The 19,655-nt window shown below is 36.0% G+C and carries 18 protein-coding genes; 13 read left to right on the forward strand and 5 right to left on the reverse strand.

Annotation, left to right across the window (positions count from 1 at the left end; genetic code table 11):
• The first annotated feature begins 11 nt into the window (after positions 1-11).
• The gene (murB, locus tag VB691_RS11175; protein WP_323291570.1) at positions 12-947 is read left to right on the forward strand and encodes a UDP-N-acetylmuramate dehydrogenase; all 936 of its coding nucleotides are present in this window, start codon (positions 12-14) and stop codon (positions 945-947) included.
• Positions 948-1,009: 62 nt separating this feature from the next.
• Here murB and VB691_RS11180 read toward each other — a convergent pair whose 3' ends face one another.
• Positions 1,010-1,441, reverse strand: a complete 432-nt coding sequence (locus VB691_RS11180) for a DUF2996 domain-containing protein (RefSeq protein WP_323291571.1) — start codon at positions 1,439-1,441, stop codon at positions 1,010-1,012.
• Positions 1,442-1,561: 120 nt separating this feature from the next.
• On the opposite strand from VB691_RS11180, the gene VB691_RS11185 reads away from it, so the two are divergent.
• From VB691_RS11185 to VB691_RS11195, 3 genes are all read left to right on the forward strand, one after another.
• Entirely contained in the window at positions 1,562-2,269 is a 708-nt protein-coding gene (locus VB691_RS11185) for a cytochrome b/b6 domain-containing protein (protein WP_323291572.1), read from the forward strand.
• A gap of 72 nt (positions 2,270-2,341) precedes the next feature.
• Entirely contained in the window at positions 2,342-5,116 is a 2,775-nt protein-coding gene (locus VB691_RS11190) for a hybrid sensor histidine kinase/response regulator (RefSeq protein WP_323291573.1), read from the forward strand.
• Positions 5,113-7,089 carry a diguanylate cyclase domain-containing protein gene (locus VB691_RS11195; RefSeq protein WP_323291574.1) on the forward strand — a complete coding sequence of 659 codons (1,977 nt, stop codon included), beginning with the start codon at positions 5,113-5,115 and terminating at the stop codon, positions 7,087-7,089. The genes VB691_RS11190 and VB691_RS11195 overlap by 4 nt, the downstream gene beginning before the upstream one ends.
• 15 nt (positions 7,090-7,104) lie before the next feature.
• On the opposite strand, the gene VB691_RS11200 is transcribed toward VB691_RS11195, so the two are convergent.
• Both VB691_RS11200 and VB691_RS11205 read right to left on the reverse strand, forming a co-directional pair.
• Positions 7,105-7,641, reverse strand: a complete 537-nt coding sequence (locus tag VB691_RS11200; protein WP_323291575.1) for a peroxiredoxin family protein — start codon at positions 7,639-7,641, stop codon at positions 7,105-7,107.
• A gap of 99 nt (positions 7,642-7,740) precedes the next feature.
• On the reverse strand, positions 7,741-8,340 hold the full coding sequence (locus VB691_RS11205; RefSeq protein ID WP_323291576.1) for a peroxiredoxin: 600 nt from the start codon (positions 8,338-8,340) through the stop codon (positions 7,741-7,743).
• 303 nt (positions 8,341-8,643) lie between these two features.
• On the opposite strand from VB691_RS11205, the gene VB691_RS11210 reads away from it, so the two are divergent.
• Positions 8,644-10,446, forward strand: a complete 1,803-nt coding sequence (locus VB691_RS11210; RefSeq protein WP_323291577.1) for an ABC transporter ATP-binding protein — start codon at positions 8,644-8,646, stop codon at positions 10,444-10,446.
• A gap of 73 nt (positions 10,447-10,519) precedes the next feature.
• Here VB691_RS11210 and VB691_RS11215 read toward each other — a convergent pair whose 3' ends face one another.
• On the reverse strand, positions 10,520-11,602 hold the full coding sequence (locus VB691_RS11215; protein ID WP_323291578.1) for a GatB/YqeY domain-containing protein: 1,083 nt from the start codon (positions 11,600-11,602) through the stop codon (positions 10,520-10,522).
• A 345-nt stretch (positions 11,603-11,947) separates the two neighbouring features.
• Here VB691_RS11215 and VB691_RS11220 point away from each other — a divergent pair, with 345 nt between their 5' ends.
• The 4 genes from VB691_RS11220 to VB691_RS11235 all read left to right on the forward strand — a co-directional run bounded on the left by VB691_RS11220 (position 11,948) and on the right by VB691_RS11235 (position 15,109).
• The gene (locus VB691_RS11220; RefSeq protein WP_323291579.1) at positions 11,948-12,088 is read left to right on the forward strand and encodes a hypothetical protein; all 141 of its coding nucleotides are present in this window, start codon (positions 11,948-11,950) and stop codon (positions 12,086-12,088) included.
• Between the two features lie 101 nt (positions 12,089-12,189).
• Positions 12,190-13,218 carry a hemolysin family protein gene (locus VB691_RS11225; RefSeq protein ID WP_323291781.1) on the forward strand — a complete coding sequence of 343 codons (1,029 nt, stop codon included), beginning with the start codon at positions 12,190-12,192 and terminating at the stop codon, positions 13,216-13,218.
• A 420-nt stretch (positions 13,219-13,638) separates the two neighbouring features.
• Entirely contained in the window at positions 13,639-14,595 is a 957-nt protein-coding gene (locus VB691_RS11230) for an RNA polymerase sigma factor, RpoD/SigA family (RefSeq protein WP_323291580.1), read from the forward strand.
• A 169-nt stretch (positions 14,596-14,764) separates the two neighbouring features.
• Positions 14,765-15,109 (forward strand): DUF760 domain-containing protein, encoded by a 345-nt coding sequence (locus VB691_RS11235; protein ID WP_323291581.1) that lies wholly within the window; start codon positions 14,765-14,767, stop codon positions 15,107-15,109.
• A gap of 75 nt (positions 15,110-15,184) precedes the next feature.
• Here the strand turns inward: VB691_RS11235 and VB691_RS11240 are convergent, their stop codons facing one another.
• Entirely contained in the window at positions 15,185-15,598 is a 414-nt protein-coding gene (locus VB691_RS11240; protein ID WP_323291582.1) for a hypothetical protein, read from the reverse strand.
• Positions 15,599-15,815: 217 nt separating this feature from the next.
• Here VB691_RS11240 and VB691_RS11245 point away from each other — a divergent pair, with 217 nt between their 5' ends.
• The 4 genes from VB691_RS11245 to mutT all read left to right on the forward strand — a co-directional run bounded on the left by VB691_RS11245 (position 15,816) and on the right by mutT (position 19,638).
• Positions 15,816-17,948, forward strand: a complete 2,133-nt coding sequence (locus tag VB691_RS11245) for a CHAT domain-containing protein (protein ID WP_416244997.1) — start codon at positions 15,816-15,818, stop codon at positions 17,946-17,948.
• A 103-nt stretch (positions 17,949-18,051) separates the two neighbouring features.
• The gene (locus VB691_RS25840) at positions 18,052-18,453 is read left to right on the forward strand and encodes a tetratricopeptide repeat protein (RefSeq protein WP_416244999.1); all 402 of its coding nucleotides are present in this window, start codon (positions 18,052-18,054) and stop codon (positions 18,451-18,453) included.
• A 166-nt stretch (positions 18,454-18,619) separates the two neighbouring features.
• On the forward strand, positions 18,620-18,952 hold the full coding sequence (locus VB691_RS11250; RefSeq protein ID WP_323291583.1) for a shikimate dehydrogenase: 333 nt from the start codon (positions 18,620-18,622) through the stop codon (positions 18,950-18,952).
• Positions 18,953-19,212: 260 nt separating this feature from the next.
• On the forward strand, positions 19,213-19,638 hold the full coding sequence (gene mutT, locus VB691_RS11255) for an 8-oxo-dGTP diphosphatase MutT (RefSeq protein WP_323291584.1): 426 nt from the start codon (positions 19,213-19,215) through the stop codon (positions 19,636-19,638).
• The last annotated feature ends 17 nt before the right edge of the window (positions 19,639-19,655 follow it).

Below are 19,655 nucleotides of genomic sequence, written 5' to 3' on the forward strand. Positions count from 1 at the left end.
TCCAAATAGCCATGACCACCGCTTTTTATGAAACCTGCGCCCCCGTTGAACTTCCAGGCACCGCAGGACAAATTTATCCGAATGTTTCCCTGGCCCCTCAAACCTCCTATCGCGTGGGAGGAAAGGCCCAATGGTATGCGGCCCCCCGCAGTTGGGAAGAATTGCAAGGAACTTTTGAATGGTTTCAGCAACAAGATTTACCCTTGATGTTATTAGGGGCGGGGTCTAATTTGTTAATTAGCGATCGCGGTATTGAAGGGTTAGTCTTAAGTACCCGTCATCTCCGTCATCGTGAGTTTAATGAGGACATGGGCCGCGTTACAGTGGCAGCAGGGCAACCGATCGCCAGTTTGGCTTGGCAAGTAGCTAAACTGGGCTGGAGTGGCTTAGAATGGGCTGTAGGTATCCCTGGAACCGTCGGCGGTGCTGTGGTGATGAATGCGGGGGCCCATAATCAATGTGCGGCTGACTCGTTGGTTAGTGCGGTGGTTGCTTCCCCTGATGGTACAGTGGAAACCTTGACCCCAGAAGCGTTAAATTATAGTTATCGCACCTCGTCTCTACAGGGTGGTAAAAGGTTAGTTATTGAGGCAACATTCCAATTACAAACTGGTTTGAGTCGGGAGGTGGTAATGGCCACGACTCAACATAATTTACAAACCCGCAAGAGTTCCCAACCCTATGATAAACCTAGTTGTGGCAGTGTGTTTCGTAATCCTGGCCCCCATACAGCAGGTTGGTTAATTGAACAATTAGGGTTAAAAGGTTATCGGGTGGGAAATGCTGAGGTGTCCCAACGTCATGCTAATTTTATTCTTAATTGTGGTCAGGCCAAAGCAGAGGATATTTTCCGACTTATTAATCATGTCCAAGAGCAAGTACAGTCTCATTGGTCATTATTATTGGAACCAGAAGTTAAAATTTTGGGTGAGTTTTCTACTCTTTAATTCGGTAGGGGCGAACAGCCGTTCGCCCCTACCGTTGTTCGGAATTATGGAATTTTTTAACCCTAATTTCGGGTTAACCATTTTTGCCCATTGAGACGTTGTAAGGTGTATAACACCATTAAATCTAGGGTGATTTTTCGCTCATCAATCATAAATGATTCAATGGTACTGGGAGATTTGCCATTGACAGCATAGGAAAAGGCTTTTTGTCCTGTGATACTTTCTTCAGGAAAATATAGCTTAAACTGACGCTGACCATTTTTCCAAGTGCCAATAACTTGCCAACAGGGGTCATCAGAAATTCCCCCAGGAATGGATACTTGGGCTTTAGTAAAGGATAACTCAAGATCCGTCAGTCCTTGCTTAGTTAAGCTTTCTTTTAGAGTAGGGTTAAAGTGTTGCTCCATAAATTCGGTGAAGGGTTTATCTTCAAGAGCGGGAGGCTTTTCTTTTTTGGCTGTAGCAGCGGCTTTTGGGGTGGTATCTTCTGTCATAGTCTTAGATAACAAGATTAAATCACTATTCTTTAGGATAAATCATCTTTTCTATCCTAGGCACTTTTTAGATAATGTTTATAATTATCCATTATCCATTGTTCATTATCCATTGTTGAAATGTGGCAACCTTATCAACCTCTGCTTTTACGAATTATTCACGGCTTAACTGCTGTTTTTACGATTTTAGCCTTATTAACAGCCTATTGGACTTATGATGTTTATGATGGTAGATGGGGACAAATTCCTTTACCTAAATTTGAAGACATCGAAGGCATTCATGGCACTTTTGGTTTATGGACATTGTTGATTTTTCCTTTGTTAGTGTTTTATGCTTTTCATCGTGGACAAAAGCGATTAATTCAAACTAATAGTTGGGAAAAAATAACCAAAATCAATCAAAAAGGTTGGTGGTATCATCTCCATCGGTTGGTTAATACAATAATTTTGTTTTCTTTAACCTTTGCGGTGTTTACTGGCAAAATGATGGATGAAAAATGGCTGCCAAATGGAGAACTTAATCATGGTTGGTATTATGGACATCTAATTGCCTGGCTGATGCTTATTCTTAGTTTAGCATTCCATCTATTAATGAGTGCTAAAGTTGGCGGCTTACCTTTTTTATTGTCTATAATTAATTGGTCTTATAAATCTCAAGATAGTCCCTCAAAGTGGAAAAGTCAGATTAAGGCATATTGGTCAAATTTTCGGCTGAGTTTATTTAAAGATTGGTGGATATCTTCTTCTTGGATTAAATACTTAGAATTGATAATATGGATCAGTTTAGGGGCAGCTTGGATCATTTCTTTAATTAAAGAGATAGAATAGGATTCATCAATTATCAATGAATAATTAATGATTAATAATTATTCATTGATAATAAGTCAGGATTAATTAATCATGAAACTCAACTTTTTCAAGTATATTTTAAGTAAATTTTCTTTGCAAATTGTTTTTATTGTTCCTTTTGTGCTGCAAATTGTAGGAACCGTAGGATTAGTGGGTTATCTTTCTTTTAAAAATGGACAGAAATCCGTTGAAAATTTAGCTAATCAATTAATAGAAGAAACTGGTAATCGCCTTGACCTTTATTTAACTAATTATTTAGCTACTCCTACTCAAATAAACCAAACTAATGTCAATCTAGTAAAAACCGGACTTTTAAATTTAAACAATTTGCCTCAATTAGAAAAACATTTATTTTCTCAACTGATACAGTTTCCAGAAGTTGATACTATCATGTTTGGGAATGAACAGGGAATATTTAGAACTTTTTATCGAAATAATATTTTTGAAATTAACAAAACTCCCCAATTACAAGGAGGTCGTTCTGATTCTGCTAATATTAATAAATTGAATCTTTATCGGTTAAATGAACAGGGTGATTATCTTGATTTATTTTATTCTTATAATTATTTACCTGTCAAAGAAAGACCTTGGTATCAAGATGCTCTTAAGAACAAAAAAGCAGGATGGACTGCTGTTTTTCAAATAGGAAAATCTTCCGATTTAGCCATTAACAATTATTTACCTTTATTTCAAAAAAAATCATCTCAAATTTTAGGAGTATTCTCCGTTAACTTAAGTCTTAATGGAATTAGTAAATACTTAAAATCAATTAATATTACTCCTTCAGCACAAATTTTTATTGTTGAAACTCAAAATGATTTATTAATTGCTCGTTCTGATGGCAAACCCCCTTATAAATTTATATTAAAACAGCAGGAAATAGCCACTAAGATTAAAAGATTAGAACCTCAAGAAACGGATAATAAATTAATAGTCATTACAGCTAAATATTTGGCAGAATATTTTAAGGATTTACAATATATTAATCAGAAAAAAGAACTTAAATTTTGTCAGGAAGGTAAATGTTATTTTACTAAAATTCAACCTTTTGGCGATAAATATGGATTGAAATGGCTGATTATAACCGTGATTCCTGAGTCTGATTTTATGGCAGAAGTTAACGCCAATACTTACAGAACAATTATTTTATCAATTGCTGCTTTAATCATTTCAATACTCATAGGAATTGTGATATCGCGTTGGCTAATTGAACCAATTTCAAAATTAAATAATGCTGCTAAAAATATTGCTCAAGGGCAATGGAATAATACAGTAGAAATTAAACGTAATGACGAATTAGGAGAACTAGCAAATTCATTTAATTTAATGGCATCTCAATTAAAAGAGTCCTTTGAAAACCTAGAAATTAAAGTTAAAGAAAGGACTTATGAACTAGAAAATGCCAGAGAAAAAGCTGATACTGCTAACAAAGCAAAAAGTGCCTTTATTGCTAACATGAGTCATGAATTAAGAACTCCACTTAATGCTATTTTGGGCTTTTCTCAATTGATGACTCGTTCCCAAACTCTTTCCCCAGATAATCAAGAAAATGCCACCATTATTAACCGCAGTGGAGAATATTTACTGACTTTAATTAATAATATTTTAGACTTGTCAAAAATTGAAGCGGAAAAAATCACCCTTAACCCCTCCAATTTTGACCTCTATAACCTTTTAGATGAGCTTGATGATCTGTTCCATCTGAGAGCAGAAAAGAAGGGATTAGAGCTTGATTTTGATTATACTGAGGAGGTTCCTAGATATATCTGCACCGATGAAATCAAGTTACGTCAAGTATTGATTAATTTAATTAATAATGCTATTAAATTTACTAATGATGGTGGTGTTTTAGTGACAGTTAATAGTCAGGAAATTAGGGATAATTATGAGGCTAAAGCCTCTACTATAAACCTATTTTTTGAAGTAAAAGATACAGGAGAAGGCATAGAAACAGAGGAAATTGAGCAATTATTTGAAGCTTTTACTCAGACAAAAAGTGGTATCAAATCCCAGGAAGGGACAGGATTAGGTTTACCTATTAGTCAGAAATTTGTACAATTAATGGGGGGAGATATTAGGGTTAACAGTCAAGTAGGAATTGGGACAACTTTTTGCTGGCAAATTCCGGTTAAATTAGTTAATGCTGCTGATGTGGAAAGCACAGAAATTAAACCTAATGTGATTGCTCTTGCTCCTCACCAAATCTGTTATAAAATATTAGTAGTAGACGATAAGGAAAATAACCGTAAATTGTTAATTAAATTGTTACAACCCTTGGGGTTTGAACTGAAAGAAGCAAGTAATGGACAAGAAGCAATTAAGATTTGGGATAATTGGGAACCCCATTTAATTTGGATGGATATGAGAATGCCAATTATGGATGGTTATGAAGCGACAAAGCAGATAAAAGGGACAATAAAAGGTAATGCAACAGCAGTTATTGCTTTAACAGCAAGTGTTTTAGAAGAAGAAAAAGCGGTGGTACTTTCGGCCGGTTGTGATGATTTTATCAGAAAACCTTTTAAAGAATCAGTTATCTTTGAAACTATGGCTAAACATTTGGGAGTGCGTTATATTTATGAGGAGAGCAAAGAACCTGAAAGCCAAGAACACAGTTATACACTTCAAGCAGAAGATTTAAGAGTGATGTCTGCTGAATGGTTAGGGCAGTTAGAACAAGCAGCGATCAACTTAGATGATAAACTTATGTTAAGTCTGATTGCTCAAATTCCTCCAACAGAGCAGAATTTATCTGAAGCTTTAAGGGACTTAGTTAATGATTTTCGTGTTGATCAAATCTTAGGATTAATTAAGCAAGTCAAATGAATAATTCTGAAACTAAACAAACTTTATCAGGGGATATTTTAATTGTTGATGATAAGCCCGAAAATCTGCGCGTCTTAGATAAAATGTTAACTGATAAGGGCTATAATGTCAGAAAAGCAATTAATGGGAATCTGGCCTTAATGTCTGCTCAGTCTACCTCACCGGATGTAATTTTATTAGATATTAAAATGCCAGAAATGGATGGTTATGAAGTTTGTGAAAGACTCAAAAGCAATCCAAAAACTCAAGATATTCCCGTAATTTTTGTCAGTGCTTTAGATGAAACATTCAATAAAATAAAAGCTTTTGAATTAGGTGGAGTTGATTATATTACTAAACCTTTTCAACCGGAAGAAGTTATCGCTAGAATTGAGAGTCAATTAACCATTCAAAAACAGAAAAGACAGTTACTACAGGAGATAGAAAAACGTAAAGAAAAAGAACAAAAACTACAAGAAGAAATTGAAAAACGCCGAGAAACAGAGGAAATTTTATATCAATCTCGCGCCTTAATTAATAGTGTTTTAAATAGTTCCTTAGATGGGGTTGCTGCTTTACAGTCTGTGCGTAATGTAACTGGAGAAATTGGTGATTTTCGTTGTTTATTAGTTAATCCTATTATCTCTCAAGCTTTGGGTGTTAAAAAAGAAGATTTAATGGGTAAATTAATGCTGAGGCGGTTTCTTCATAAACTTGATTCTGATTTATTTGATTCATTTGTACAGGTTGTGGAAATAGGAAAACCTCTAGAACAAGATTTTTATTATCAACATAATCAACAGAATCATTGGTATCATTTTATTGCCGTTAAATTAGCAGATGGTTTTGCTATTACAGTACGAGATATTACCCAACGCAAAGAAATGGAATTACAATTAGCTGCTCAAAATAATAAGTTACAAGAATCAGAAGCAGCATTACAAGTTAATTTACGCAAAACTTTACTACTACAAAAAATCACTGAAAAAATTCGTTCTTCGTTAAAAGTTTCTGATATTTATGAAACTGCTGCTCAACAAATTGGCCATACTTTTCAAGTTAATCGTTGTTTAATTCATACCTATATAACTAAACCAATTCCCAGAATACCTTATGTTGCCGAATATTTAGATCAGGGATTTAGTTCAGTGTTGGAACGAGAAATTTTACTACAAAATAATACTGCTATTGAAAGAATTTTTGCTCAAGATAAAGCAATTTATGCTGAAAATGTTTATCAAGATCCCTTTTTTGAAGATTGTCAAGATTTCCTCAAAGCTGCTGGAGTTAAATCACTAATAGTAGTGAGAACTTCTTATCAATTAGAACCCAATGGCTTAATTTATTTAGAACAATGCGATCGCTTTCGTCAATGGACAGCAGAAGAAGTGGAAATTTTAGAAGCAGTGGCCGCTCAATTAGGTATTGCTATGGCCCAAGGAAATTTGTTAGAAAAATTAGAATCTCAGGCTAATTTAGATGGTTTAACTCAAATCGCAAATCGTCGTTGTTTTGATGAAACTTTGGCCCATGAATGGAGTCGTTGTATCAGGGAAAAACAACCCCTATCATTAATTTTATGTGATGTGGATTATTTTAAAAAATATAATGATTGCTATGGTCATCAAACAGGAGATGATTGTTTAATTAAAGTTGCTCAAACCATCGCTAATACAGTCAAACGTTCAGGGGATTTAGTGGCCCGTTATGGGGGAGAAGAATTTGTCATTATTTTGCCTAATACTGATGGGAAAGGTGCCAGAAAAGTTGCCCAATTAATTAGCAATGAAATTGAACAATTAAAAATTCCTCATCATTGCTCTAAAGTGAGTGACAATCTTACATTAAGTGTAGGAATTGCCAGCCTTATTCCCACACCAGAAATGTTATCAAAAACTTTAATTACAGCAGCAGATAAAGCATTATATCAAGCGAAAGAACAAGGCCGCGATCGCTGTGTTTTTTTAGATGAAAAAGTAGAATATATTTTTTAATAAATAGTATCGTAATTAGACTATTTTGAGTAATAATTTATCAACACTAGCATTAGTATCTATAAAAGAAAATAAATGTTTATACTGTATTTTTCCAGTTTTATCTAACAGAAACTGTGCAGGGAGAGGTGCGCCTAAAGCTTGTCCGGTATGATACATCCGAAAGACTCGACAATCAGGATTACTTAATAAAGGCATTTTTAACCCTAAATCTCTGACCACAATTTGACTTTGTTTAGCATCAGTGCTAGTAATCATTAAAACTTCTACACCTCGCTGCAAAAACTTCTCATAATACCGATTGAGACTGATAATATGGGGATAACAAAAAGGACAATATTGCTTTTCAGTAAAAATGCGAGTAAAAGCTAAAATAACAGGCTTTTGATTAAAGTAATCTGATAATTTAAGGGTACAATTGTGAGTAATATCAGGTAAAATAAAATCAGGGGCGATGCTTCCTATTGATAGCTGATTCGTCGGAGGAATAGGTAAAAAATTCCGAAAAAAACGCGGGCTAAGTAATCCAGTAAAATCCGTTGAAGTGAGCATAAATTCTATCAAATTAAATGGTTTAAATAAGCGACCTCAACCCAAAAACGAGTTTAATTTAGGCTGAGGTAACAACAGAAGAACCAAAGGAAAATTAGGTTAAACAGCGGAAAAATAGACCTTAGATTTAATCGGATCAGATATCATTGTTTTGTCTCCTTCTTGCCAATCTGCCGGACAAACTTCCTCTGAATGACTTTGCACATATTGAATGGCTTTGAGAGTCCTTAATGTTTCATCCACACTACGGCCAAAAGACAAATTATTGATGGTTGCGTGTTGAATAATTCCTTCTTTATCAATGATAAATAAGCCCCGTAAAGCAACCCCAGCTTCGGGATCTAACACATTATAAGCATTACTGATTTCTTTTTTGAGATCAGATACCAAAGGATAAGCAATATCCCCCACACCCCCTTGATCACGCGGGGTTTGAATCCAAGCGAGATGAGCAAATTCACTATCTACCGAAATCCCCAGAATTTCTGTATTGATTTTCGTAAATTCTTCATAGCGATCGCTAAAAGCTGCAATTTCAGTCGGACAAACAAAAGTAAAGTCTAGGGGATAAAAAAATAAGACAACATATTTGCCACGATAACTAGAAAGCTTCTTAGTCTGAAATTCTTGATCAACTACGGCTGTCGCAATGAAGTCGGGCGCAGGTTGCCCAACACGCAAGCATTCTTCTGTCGTCATTGTTTAGTCTCCTGGAATTGATTGCGTATAATGAATCCATAAGTATTTACGTTCCGCTACAAATCTATCATGGTTCTACCGAACTTGTTATGCTAAATCAACACCTACATACAGACTGAAGCTGATACTATACAAACTAAGCCTCCCGAAAGGAAGATAAATTGAACCCGCGTAGGCGGGTTTTGTCTATATAGCTTAACCCTTAATGGTTTAAGTTTATGATTTTAATAGTTTTATATAATAGGTTCGGTAGAGCCGATTTTTTCCAGAATTCAACCGATTAAAACTCAAATACACTATCTGATGTCAAAAAACAAAAAAACTAACCTATCTAACAATCCTTTACAACGCCTGTTTAAATACGGTAAAAAGTATCGTTTTTTAATTTGGCAAGCGGTTATTTGTTCTGTCTTCAATAAAATCTTTGATTTAGCTCCTCCTGCCTTAATTGGTGCTGCAGTTGATGTGGTAGTTAAACAACAAGATTCTCTTATTGCTCATTTAGGGGTTAAAGATGTTTTTGGACAGCTTTTAGTCTTAACTTTTCTCTCGATTATTGTTTGGGGGTTAGAGTCTTTATTTCAATATACTTATGAACGTTTATGGCGTAATTTAGCACAGAATATTCAACATGATTTAAGACTTGATGCTTATCGTCATCTTCAAGATTTAGAATTGGCTTATTTTGAAGAACGTAATACTGGGATGTTATTGTCTATTTTAAATGACGATATTAATCAATTAGAACGTTTTTTAGATGTGGGTGCTAATGAAATTTTACAAGTAATCACCACAGTTATTATCATTGGGGCAGCTTTCTTTATTTTAACCCCAGGAACGGCATGGATGGCTATGTTACCTATCCCATTTATTTTGTGGGGATCAATTACATTTCAAAAATTATTAGCCCCTCGCTACGCAGAAGTGAGAGAAAAAGTCGGTTTATTAAATAGCCGTTTATCTAATAATTTAAGTGGTATTACAACCATTAAAAGCTTTACGACAGAAGCTTATGAACTTGAACGTTTACGGGAAGATAGTGAAGCTTATCGTCGCAGTAATCAAAGCGCGATTACTCTTAGTGCTGCCTTTGTTCCTTTAATTCGTGTTGTCATTTTAGCCGGATTTACTGCTATTTTATTATATGGAGGGATGGAAGTAGTTGAGGGTAAATTAGCAGTAGGAACCTATAGTGTTTTAGTCTTTTTAACTCAACGGTTATTATGGCCTTTAACAAGATTAGGACAAACTTTAGACCTCTATCAACGAGCAATGGCTTCCACTAGCAGGGTGATGAATTTGTTAGATACACCTATTACCATTCATTCCGGCAATTTATCCTTACCTAGTAATAAAATTCAAGGGGAAATTATTCTAAAAAATGTTACATTCTTCTATCAAGAGAATTATCCAATTATCAAAAATTTATCCTTAGAAATTCCCGCAGGTCATACTATTGGTATTGTAGGATCTACAGGTTCAGGAAAAAGCACTTTAGTTAAGTTACTCTTACGATTATATGAGATTCAAGAAGGAACAATTACCCTCGATGGTATCAATATCAAAGATATCTTTTTATGGGATTTACGGGAAGCCATAGGGTTAGTTAGTCAAGATGTATTTTTGTTTCATGGAACCGTTAAAGAAAACATTGCCTATGGAAATCCTGAAGCCAATTTTGAGACAATTATCAAAGCGGCAAAAAGCGCAGAAGCTCATGAATTTATTGGAAAATTACCCGAAGGTTATGATACAATTGTCGGAGAAAGAGGTCAAAAATTATCGGGGGGACAACGACAAAGAATTGCTATTGCTAGAGCAATTTTAAAAGACCCTCCCATCCTCATTTTAGATGAAGCAACCTCAGCCGTTGACAATGAAACAGAAGCGGCGATCGCCCTTTCTTTAGAACATATTACCCAAGATAGAACAACCATTGCGATCGCGCATCGTTTATCAACAATTCGTCATTCTGATTGTATTTATGTGATGGAATATGGTCAAATTGTTGAGCAAGGAACCCATGAACAACTATTAGAAAAAGATGGAATTTATGCGGGTTTATGGCAAGTTCAAACAGGAGGAAAGGTAACAGGAAAAATGTAGGGGCGGGTTCTTGATAAAACTACCTAATTGTAACAAATATGTTAAATCAACCCGCCCTCATAGCGAAAGAAAATTAAGTTAGTTTTAATTTGACCATTTCTTGAACTTTTTTCCCATCAGCTTTACCCTTCAATTCTTTCATTATAGTCCCCATAACTTTCCCCATATCTTTAGGAGAATTTGCCCCAGATGAAGCAATAATGTTATCAATAATTTCCCCTATTTCTTCATCAGAAAGTTGAGCAGGTAAGTAGGTTTCAATAATTACTAATTCCTGCGCTTCTTTATCAGCTAAATCATCTCTACCCCCTTGACGATATTGTTCAATCGACTCCCGACGCTGTTTTGCTTGTTGTGATAACACTTCTAATTCTTGTTCCGGGGTTAATTTGTCTTGTCCTTTAGGGCGAAATTCGACTTCTTTTTCTAGGACAACTTTTTTGATACTTCTCACAGTTTCTAAGCGAATTTTATCCCTCGCTTTCATGGCCAATTTAATATCTTCTGTGAGTCTTTCTTTGAGTCCTAATATTGCCGAATTTTCAACGATTTCAGATTCAGTTTCAACAACTTTATCAATGGTTTTCTCTACTGCTTCAACAGAAGATTCAACCATTGTCGGTGTAGTTTCTGCTTCAGTTTCAACAACTTCATCAATAGTTTCCTCTACTGCTTCAACAGAAGATTCAACCGTTGTAGTTTCTGCTTCAGTTTCAGCAACTTCATCAATAGTTTCCTCTACTGCTTCAAGAGGAATAACCGTCTTTGCTTCAGGGATAATTTCTGTTACTGCTTGAACTGTAGTAACAGAGAGTTTAGAGACAGTTTGTGTTTCTTTTGTTGGAGAAGCAATATCAGAAATAGAAGCAATACCAAGTAAAGAAAATTGTTTAACAACCCCTTGATCTAAATAAGTTTTGCCGTGTTTTTGGGACAACTCAACTAAACTATCTCCAAGTTTTTCAGCCGCAGTTTTTGCTTGTTCTTCAGAGCTAAAAGATTGTTTAGCCAATTGCTTAACCAAAATATCCAACTCTTTATTTCCCTTACGAGTTGATGGGTTAACCCCCTTTTTGGTCATAACAGTTTTAATCGTTTTTTTCAACAACTTCACTAACTTGGTGCTAGTGGTGTCAAACTGAGTAGGTTGAGTCATTATGTTTCTCTCAAATTTACAGGACTAAATATGGGTTATCTGTTCAAACAACTTGTATCTTAAAACCAATGGATAAAATTGAGATTAAGAACCGTTAACAATTTCAGCTTGTCTTGACGCTTAAAATCAGGATATTTTGGACAGAGTAAGGGTGATCGCCCTTTGTACGAGGGGTTATTAGGCGATCGCGTCTTAAATAGTGTAAATAGTGGGACATAAACAAACAACCTTTTTGATAGATTTTTGTCATAATTTCTTAGCCCATTCTGCCCCAATTTTCGCTAACCTAGATATCAAGCGTGCCTTAATCTGGCCGGTTTAACTCGTACAAAGGAATAAAATTCTATGTCAGACCTAAATCGCGGCATCATGAAATTTGAAGGGGCTGATAAACCCGCTTTAGTAGCAATTTCAGCCTTTTTGGTTTTAGGTGCTATTACTGCCCTGATCGTCTGGGCCCTCAAAGCAGCTTATACAGTTAGTTAATCAGCCCTATTTTGTTAGCATTAGACAGTGATTTTATTGCCTTAGCTGAGCCTGGCCCCCTGTTGGGACAGGTTTGGCTGGATATAGCAGCAATCGCCTTGATGTTGCTGCTATCAGCCTTCTTTTCCGGTTCTGAAACCGCTATCACAGCTTTTGATAATTTTAAGTTACGGGGACTGATTGAACATCAAGGCGATCCCTCTGGGGTTTATCGTTTGGTGTTAGAAAATCGTCGGCGTTTTATTACTAGCTTATTAATTGGTAATAATCTTGTTAATAATTTTTCAGCAATTTTAACCAGTAATCTTTTTGCGATTTGGTTAGGGAGTGCGGGACTAGGAATTGCGACAGCAGTGGTCACAATTTTAGTCTTAATTTTTGGGGAAATTACTCCTAAATCTTTAGCCATCCTTAATACTCGTGCCTTTTTTCGTTTTTCGGTTCGCCCGATTTCCAGGTTGTCTCAATTACTATCAGTAATTGGAATTGTTCCGATGTTTGAAACCATTACTCAAAAAACAATTCAAATCTTTCAAGGGAAATCAGACAAAACAACTCAATCAGGAGAATCTTTAACAGATTTGCAATTAATGATCGAAATTTTAGGAGGAAAAGGTCAACTTGATATTTATAAACATCAGTTGCTTCATAAAGCCTTAATGTTGGATCAATTAATGGCTAAAGATGTGGTGAAATCTCGCTTAGAAATGACGACTATTTCCCATGAATTAAGTTTACAGACTTTACTCAATTTATCCTTAGAAACTGGCTATTCCCGCATTCCCGTACAAGGAGAATCGAAAGATCATATTGTTGGTATTGTTCATCTTAAAAAAGCTCTCCAGAAACTGCAATCCGTTCCCAAAGAAAGGCGTTCTCAAGTTAATGTGACTGAGGCTATGGATGCCCCTATTTATGTCCCTGAAACCAAACGGGTTGCCAATTTATTACGAGAAATGCTACAAAAACGGTTTCACATTGCCATCGTGGTTGATGAATATGGAGGAACAGTCGGATTAGTCACCTTAGAAGATATTTTAGAAGAATTAGTCGGGGAAATCTATGATGAGAGTGATTCTCCCCATGTCCATAAAGCCTTATGGACCAGCGAGCGATCACAAAACCCCTAACAAGAGCAAAGGCATTAGCCATGCTGATCTTAGCTGAATCTTAAAAAAATCAGTATTTTGTGGCCTAGGATGCACTAATTATACACGATTGTCGGTAAGATTGACCGACAACCAGATTTTGCCAGTGAAATCTAAATTTCTCAGAAACTTTACAAAAGTTAACACGATCATGTATTATTGTTAAGGAACAAATCAACAAAACAGGTAATCACAGCAAATAGTTTGTTTCCTGGTTGTGATATAACTGTAAAGATCCCTGACCCCAATGCTCATATTACCGATTCAGAGCGGTGAACCCATAAAAAAAGCCCCATAAAGCCCGTTCATAATCAATTTTTTGTTACCATAAGCATTCCCTTAAAGATATCACTACGACTTATTCTTCACCACACTGACCAAACTATTACTGAAAACTCTGTTATGAACATTACTAAGAATTCTCCTGATCCTGTTCGTGCCTATTTAAGAGAAATTGGACGCGTCCCCCTCCTCACCCATGAAGAAGAAATCCTTTATTCAAAAAGCGTTCAGCGATTTGTGACCTTAGAAACACTGAGAAAAGCCCTCACAGAAGAAATGGGCCAAGAACCCACAGACAGGCAATGGGCTAAAGCCGCTAAACTCAGTATGAAAGAACTCCGTTCTGCGATTATCACGGGAGAAGCCGCTAAGCGCAAAATGGTAGAAGCTAACTTGCGTTTAGTGGTGTCTGTGGCCAAAAAATACCTTAAACGCAACCTTGATTTATTGGATCTCATTCAAGAGGGAACCATTGGTATGCAGCGAGGAGTTGAAAAATTTGACCCCACTAAAGGCTATCGTTTCTCAACTTATGCTTATTGGTGGATTCGTCAAGCCATCACCCGTGCGATCGCCGAAAAAAGTCGCACCATTCGTTTACCTATTCACATCACCGAAAAACTCAATAAAATTAAAAAAGCCCAACGACAATTGGCCCAAGAAAAAGGACGGGCCGCCACCGTTGCCGAATTGGCAGAAGAACTGGAATTAACCCCCAGACAAGTGCGAGAATATTTAGAACGGGCCCGTCAACCTTTATCCTTAGATTTACGGGTTGGGGACAACCAAGACACGGAATTAGGGGATTTACTTGAAGATAGTGGCCCCTCTCCCGAAGATTTTGCCACCCATTCTTCCTTACAGTTTGACTTAGAAAAACTGATGGAAGATTTAACCCCCCAACAAAAAGAAGTCTTAGCCCTAAGATTTGGACTAGCCGACGGACAACCTTTAACCCTCGCTAAAATTGGCAGTCGTCTCAATATCAGTCGAGAAAGGGTTAGACAAATTGAACGGGAGGCACTGTCAAAATTACGCAAACGCAAGGCAAATATCCGCGAATATCTTGCTAGTTAATTCTAAAAAATTGGTGAGGTCGGCAGATTCGGAATTTACGGTTCGGTTCTAACGACCTCAATTTTATTAAGAAACTTGTTAAACTGGAGAAGAAAGGTAACTCATCAAAAATAAGCCATCTAATTCATTCAGTTCATTAAGATAAACGCAAATCCCCAGGAGGCCAACAATGAATAACGAATTAAACCGTTCTCAGCATCTTTTCGGCAATGACAATGAAACAGGGGAACACTTGTGGAAATATGTTCAGTCTCTTAGCCCAGATACCATCGCACAGTTGTCTAAACCTGATTCTTCTGAAGTGTTTCAAGTGATGGAACGGAATATTATTGGTTTGTTGGGTAATCTTCCTTCTGAACATTTTGGCGTAACTGTTAGTACCAGTCGGGATCATTTAGGTAAATTATTGGCATCTGCCATGATGAGTGGTTATTTCTTACGGAATGCAGAACAACGCTTGAATTTTGAAAAATCTCTACAGGCGATCGATAGTAACGTTCATAATCAAGAGTAATTGAGTTTTAAATCATTGAAAAATAATTAAAAACTGGTAGCTAATAGAGAAGTTACCAGTTTTTAATTTAATTGTTTAATTGGCTGTATAATCACAAAAAATATCTATTCCTACTTTAAGAAGATAAAGCAAAATCATGGTTGCTAATGCTGTATCAAGGGGTAAGGGACATTTTTCTATTATATAAATAATTATTCCTGTTAATATACTGGTTTTTCCTGGGTTGTTACGAACTGCTTGAATTTGGCTTTTTAAACTATCATTTTCTCCACATATTTCTTGACGCATTACTTGTAAAATAACTTCCCATAATGATTGATTATTAAAGCTAGGAATTGTCCCATTTTTTTCTTGAAATAACTCGTTAAAAGCGGTTTCTAAGTCCCCATCTTCTTCCAAAATTAGGTTAAATGCTGTGTCTGTTGCTTCATCTTTTAGCCATTGTTTTTGCCAATATTCTAATTCTGAAGTAGTAAGTTTTACTATCATAATTTAATTAGGTTAACGTTTCTTTTGTAGGGGTTTAACACCGTTAAACCCAGATCATTGTTAGTCCCCAAATAATGAGCATAATGGTATTATGCCCCTACAATTCATTGTTCATGTGTAGGGTAGGTATTGCCCACATTAACGCTTTTTTATTATACTATAAAGTAGGTGTCAACGGCCATTAACCTCTACATAGATAACATTATTGATTTTTTTTATGTCATTGATTATTATTCGGGAAGAAGCGCAAACCGAAACGGGATTTACTGCCCGTTTAATTATTAATAACCAAGAGTATTCTATCATTATTTCTGACCCTTTTAAGCCGGAAGATGAAAAAATCCTAGAATGGTATTTTGAGGGGTGGTTAGTAACTCCAATGTTGAATACTGAAACTGCTAAAAATGCGGCTGATAGTGTTGATAGTTATGGACTGTCTTTATTTAAAGATGTTTTTGTAGATCGTAACGCTTATAGTAATTATTGTCAGTTAAAAAGTAATTTAAAAGATGTTCAGTTTGAAATTCAAAGTAAAACCCCTGAGTTTCAATCTTTGCATTGGGAAGCAATGAAAGATCCTGAGTTATCCCGTCCCTTTGCGGTAGATTGTTTGATGAGTCGTCGCTTGATTAAACCCATTAATATTGATATTAATTTGCCTGTTTATCCGGTTATTAATTTATTAGCTGTTGTCGCTAGACCTGATGAAGATAGCGATGTTGGTTATCGGACTATTGCCCGGCCTTTAGTAGAATTAATTGATAAGGGGAATCTGAGGGTTAATATTGAGATTTTACGCCCTGGGACTTATGAAAGCTTATGTAAACATTTGGAAGCTAAAGGGAGTAATTATTATCATATTATCCATTTTGATCTACATGGCGGTTTGATGAGTTATCAGGAGTTTCAAAAAGGAGTAGAAAAAAATCGCTATTTATATCAACGGGGTTACGGTTTAGAACACTTAGACGCATATCAAGGGGTGAAAGCGTTCCTCTTTTTTAAAGGTGAAAATAAAGGTAAAGCGGTTCCGGTAGAAGCAGCAGAGTTGACGGGTTTATTAACTGGTAAAAATATTCCTGTTTGTATCCTTAATGCTTGTCAATCTGGTAAACAAATAAGGCTTGAAAAAACTGAAGAAATGGGTGATAATAAAATTATGATGGGAGAAGATGTGCGCCTAAATTATAGTAATAAAACCAGTTTAAGTAGTCGGTTGATGCAAGCAGGAATGCAGATGGTTATCGGGATGAGTTATTCTGTGACTGTTTCTGCTGCAAAGCTTATGATGCAAGAGTTGTATAAGGAGTTTTTTAATAGTAAACCAATTACTGAGGCGATACGCTTAAGTCGTTTGGAGTTATACAACAATAAGGGACGACAAGCTTATTTTAATGAAATTATTGATCTCGAAGACTGGTTACTTCCGGTGGTGTATAACAATAAACCTGTAAACTTTAATTTACGGGAAATGAACCCAGAAGAAGCAGAGGAATATTACACAAATTTAGAACAAAAATATCGCTTCCCTTTGCCTATTTATGGTTTTGTGGGACGAGATTTAGAGATCCTGAAAATAGAAAAGTCTCTCTTAAAACACAATGTCTTGTTATTGCAAGGTATGGGAGGAACAGGAAAGACTACTTTATTGAACTATCTACGGGAATGGTGGCACAGAACCCATTATGCAGACAAGATCTTTTATTTCGGATACGATGCGAAAGCTTGGACAGTTGAACAAATTTTGTTTGAGGTGGGTAAGGGTATTTATAAGAAGTTTGATTTTGCCACTTTTCAAGCGATGGGAGACGCGGCAAAATTAGGAAAGTTAACCCAAGACTTACGATCTGCTAATCATGTTTTAATTTTAGACAATTTAGAATCAGTCACGGGACAACCTTTAGCTATTCAGAATAAGTTAGATGCAGGGGAACAGGAGAAACTGAAACGCTTGTTACAACGTTTGAAGGAAGGGAAGACAAAAATAGTTTTGGGTTCTCGTAGTGATGAAAGTTGGTTAAAAGATGTTTTCACTAACAACAATATTACTTATCTGTATCCGTTACAGGGGTTAGATAGTGAGTCAAGAACCGAACTTGCAGAAAAAATCCTAGAAGCAACTATTAGTACCCCGAAAAAACTGGAAAAGGTAAAAGCGGATGATAATTTTAAGCGGTTAATGAAGCTTTTAGCGGGGTATCCTTTAGCGATGGAAGTTGTCTTAGGAAATTTGAAGACGCAAACCCCTCAAGAAATACTCAACGGGTTACAGTTAGCGGATGTAAATTTAGATACGGGAAGCGAAAATAAGACAGAAAGTATCCTTAAGTGTAACGTCTATCTTCACTGAATACGGCGATCACTACTATCAAGCAAATACCTACAACAACTTAGGAATAGTAGCGCGGGAGAACAGTCAATGGGAACAAGCACAAACTTATTATCAACAAGCTTTGTCTATCAAAATTGAATACAGCGATCGCTACTCTCAAGCAAGTACCTACCACCACTTGGGAATACTAGCGAAACAGTTACGAGAATGGGAAGAAGCGAGAAACTATTACCAACAAGCTTTGTCTATCTACATTGGATACAGCGATCGCTACTCTCAAGCAAGAACCTACTATGGTTTAGGAAAGGTAGCAGAAGGAATAGGAAACCCCGAAGATGCCAAAAATTATTACTTACAAGCGTTACAAATATGGGTTGAATTTAACGATCAATACTGGGTAGAAAATTCTGTAGAAAATTTGCAGCGTTTTTATCAAGAAACCGCCGATGAGAGCATTTTAGAGGCAGTTGCGTCCATGTTTGGGGTAGGGGTGGAGGAGATTAGAACAATGTTCAATGATTAATAATTGTAGGGGTTTAACACTGTTAAACCCTCTCCCCTGAAGTTAAACCCTCTCCCCAAAAGATAAAGGGCATAATGGTATTATGCCCCTACAAATATCTAGCGATCGCGGGTATAATCGTATTATGTCCCTACAATCAATTAAAGATTAAATAGGAATTTACCCCATGAGTCAAACACCCATCACAGTTACTTACTCATTAGAGGAAATCTTAAAGGAGATTAATGGTAAATTAGATAAGATTGACGAGAAATTCGAGGCTAAATTAGATAGGATTGATACCCGACTAACTAACCTAGAAGTTGGACAGATTGAACTAAAAACAGAAGTTCGCAACCTCAAAGAAGATGTCAAGGACATAAAAACAGTCCAAAACACTTTAGTTCAAGAAGTAGCAGACTTAAAAGGAGTAAAATCCCTAATTATTCCTATTATTGTAGCTGTAGCAACTGCTTTGTTGACTTTACTATTCCGTCTTATTCCTAATGTTCCTCATTAATTCAATAAAGGGTAGGGTTGGCAAAATTTCAGTTAACTCAATTGACTCTAAGTTTTCAATATTTGCTGACTCTACAACCTTGTTTCAAAAACCTACAATGGCTACCCTAAAGAATAGGTTACAGGCGCACACCTTTTCCATTATCTATATAATATCATGTCAAGTCAAGTTTGACAAGCATTTTTTGATTAAAAATCGTCTATAATGATATTATGTACCTACAAGAAACATATAATCAAAATCCCAAAAATATACTTCCTATGAGTGAAACTTCTGCTCCTATTCCCCATAAAAAAATTGGCGTTGCTGTCATCTATAATGAATCTGGTTTAATCTTAATTGATCGACGACTTAAAGAAGGATTATTAGGGGGTTTATGGGAGTTTCCTGGGGGAAAAATAGAAACAAACGAAACCGTAGAAGATTGTATTAAACGAGAGATTTTAGAAGAAATTGGCATTGATATAGAAGTCGGTGAGCATTTAATCAGTTTAGAACATGATTATAGTCATTTTAAAGTCACCTTATTTGTGCATATTTGTCGCTATTTAAGCGGTGAACCAACCCCGATAGAATGTGAAGAAATTCGTTGGGTAACATTAGACGAAATTGATAACTTTCCTTTTCCCGAAGCTAATACAAAGATTATTGAGAGGTTAAAAGAAATAAATAGAGATAATTCATGAATTATCTCTACAGACTA

This window comes from Crocosphaera sp. XPORK-15E, assembly GCF_034931425.1.
Classification (GTDB): domain Bacteria; phylum Cyanobacteriota; class Cyanobacteriia; order Cyanobacteriales; family Microcystaceae; genus UHCC-0190.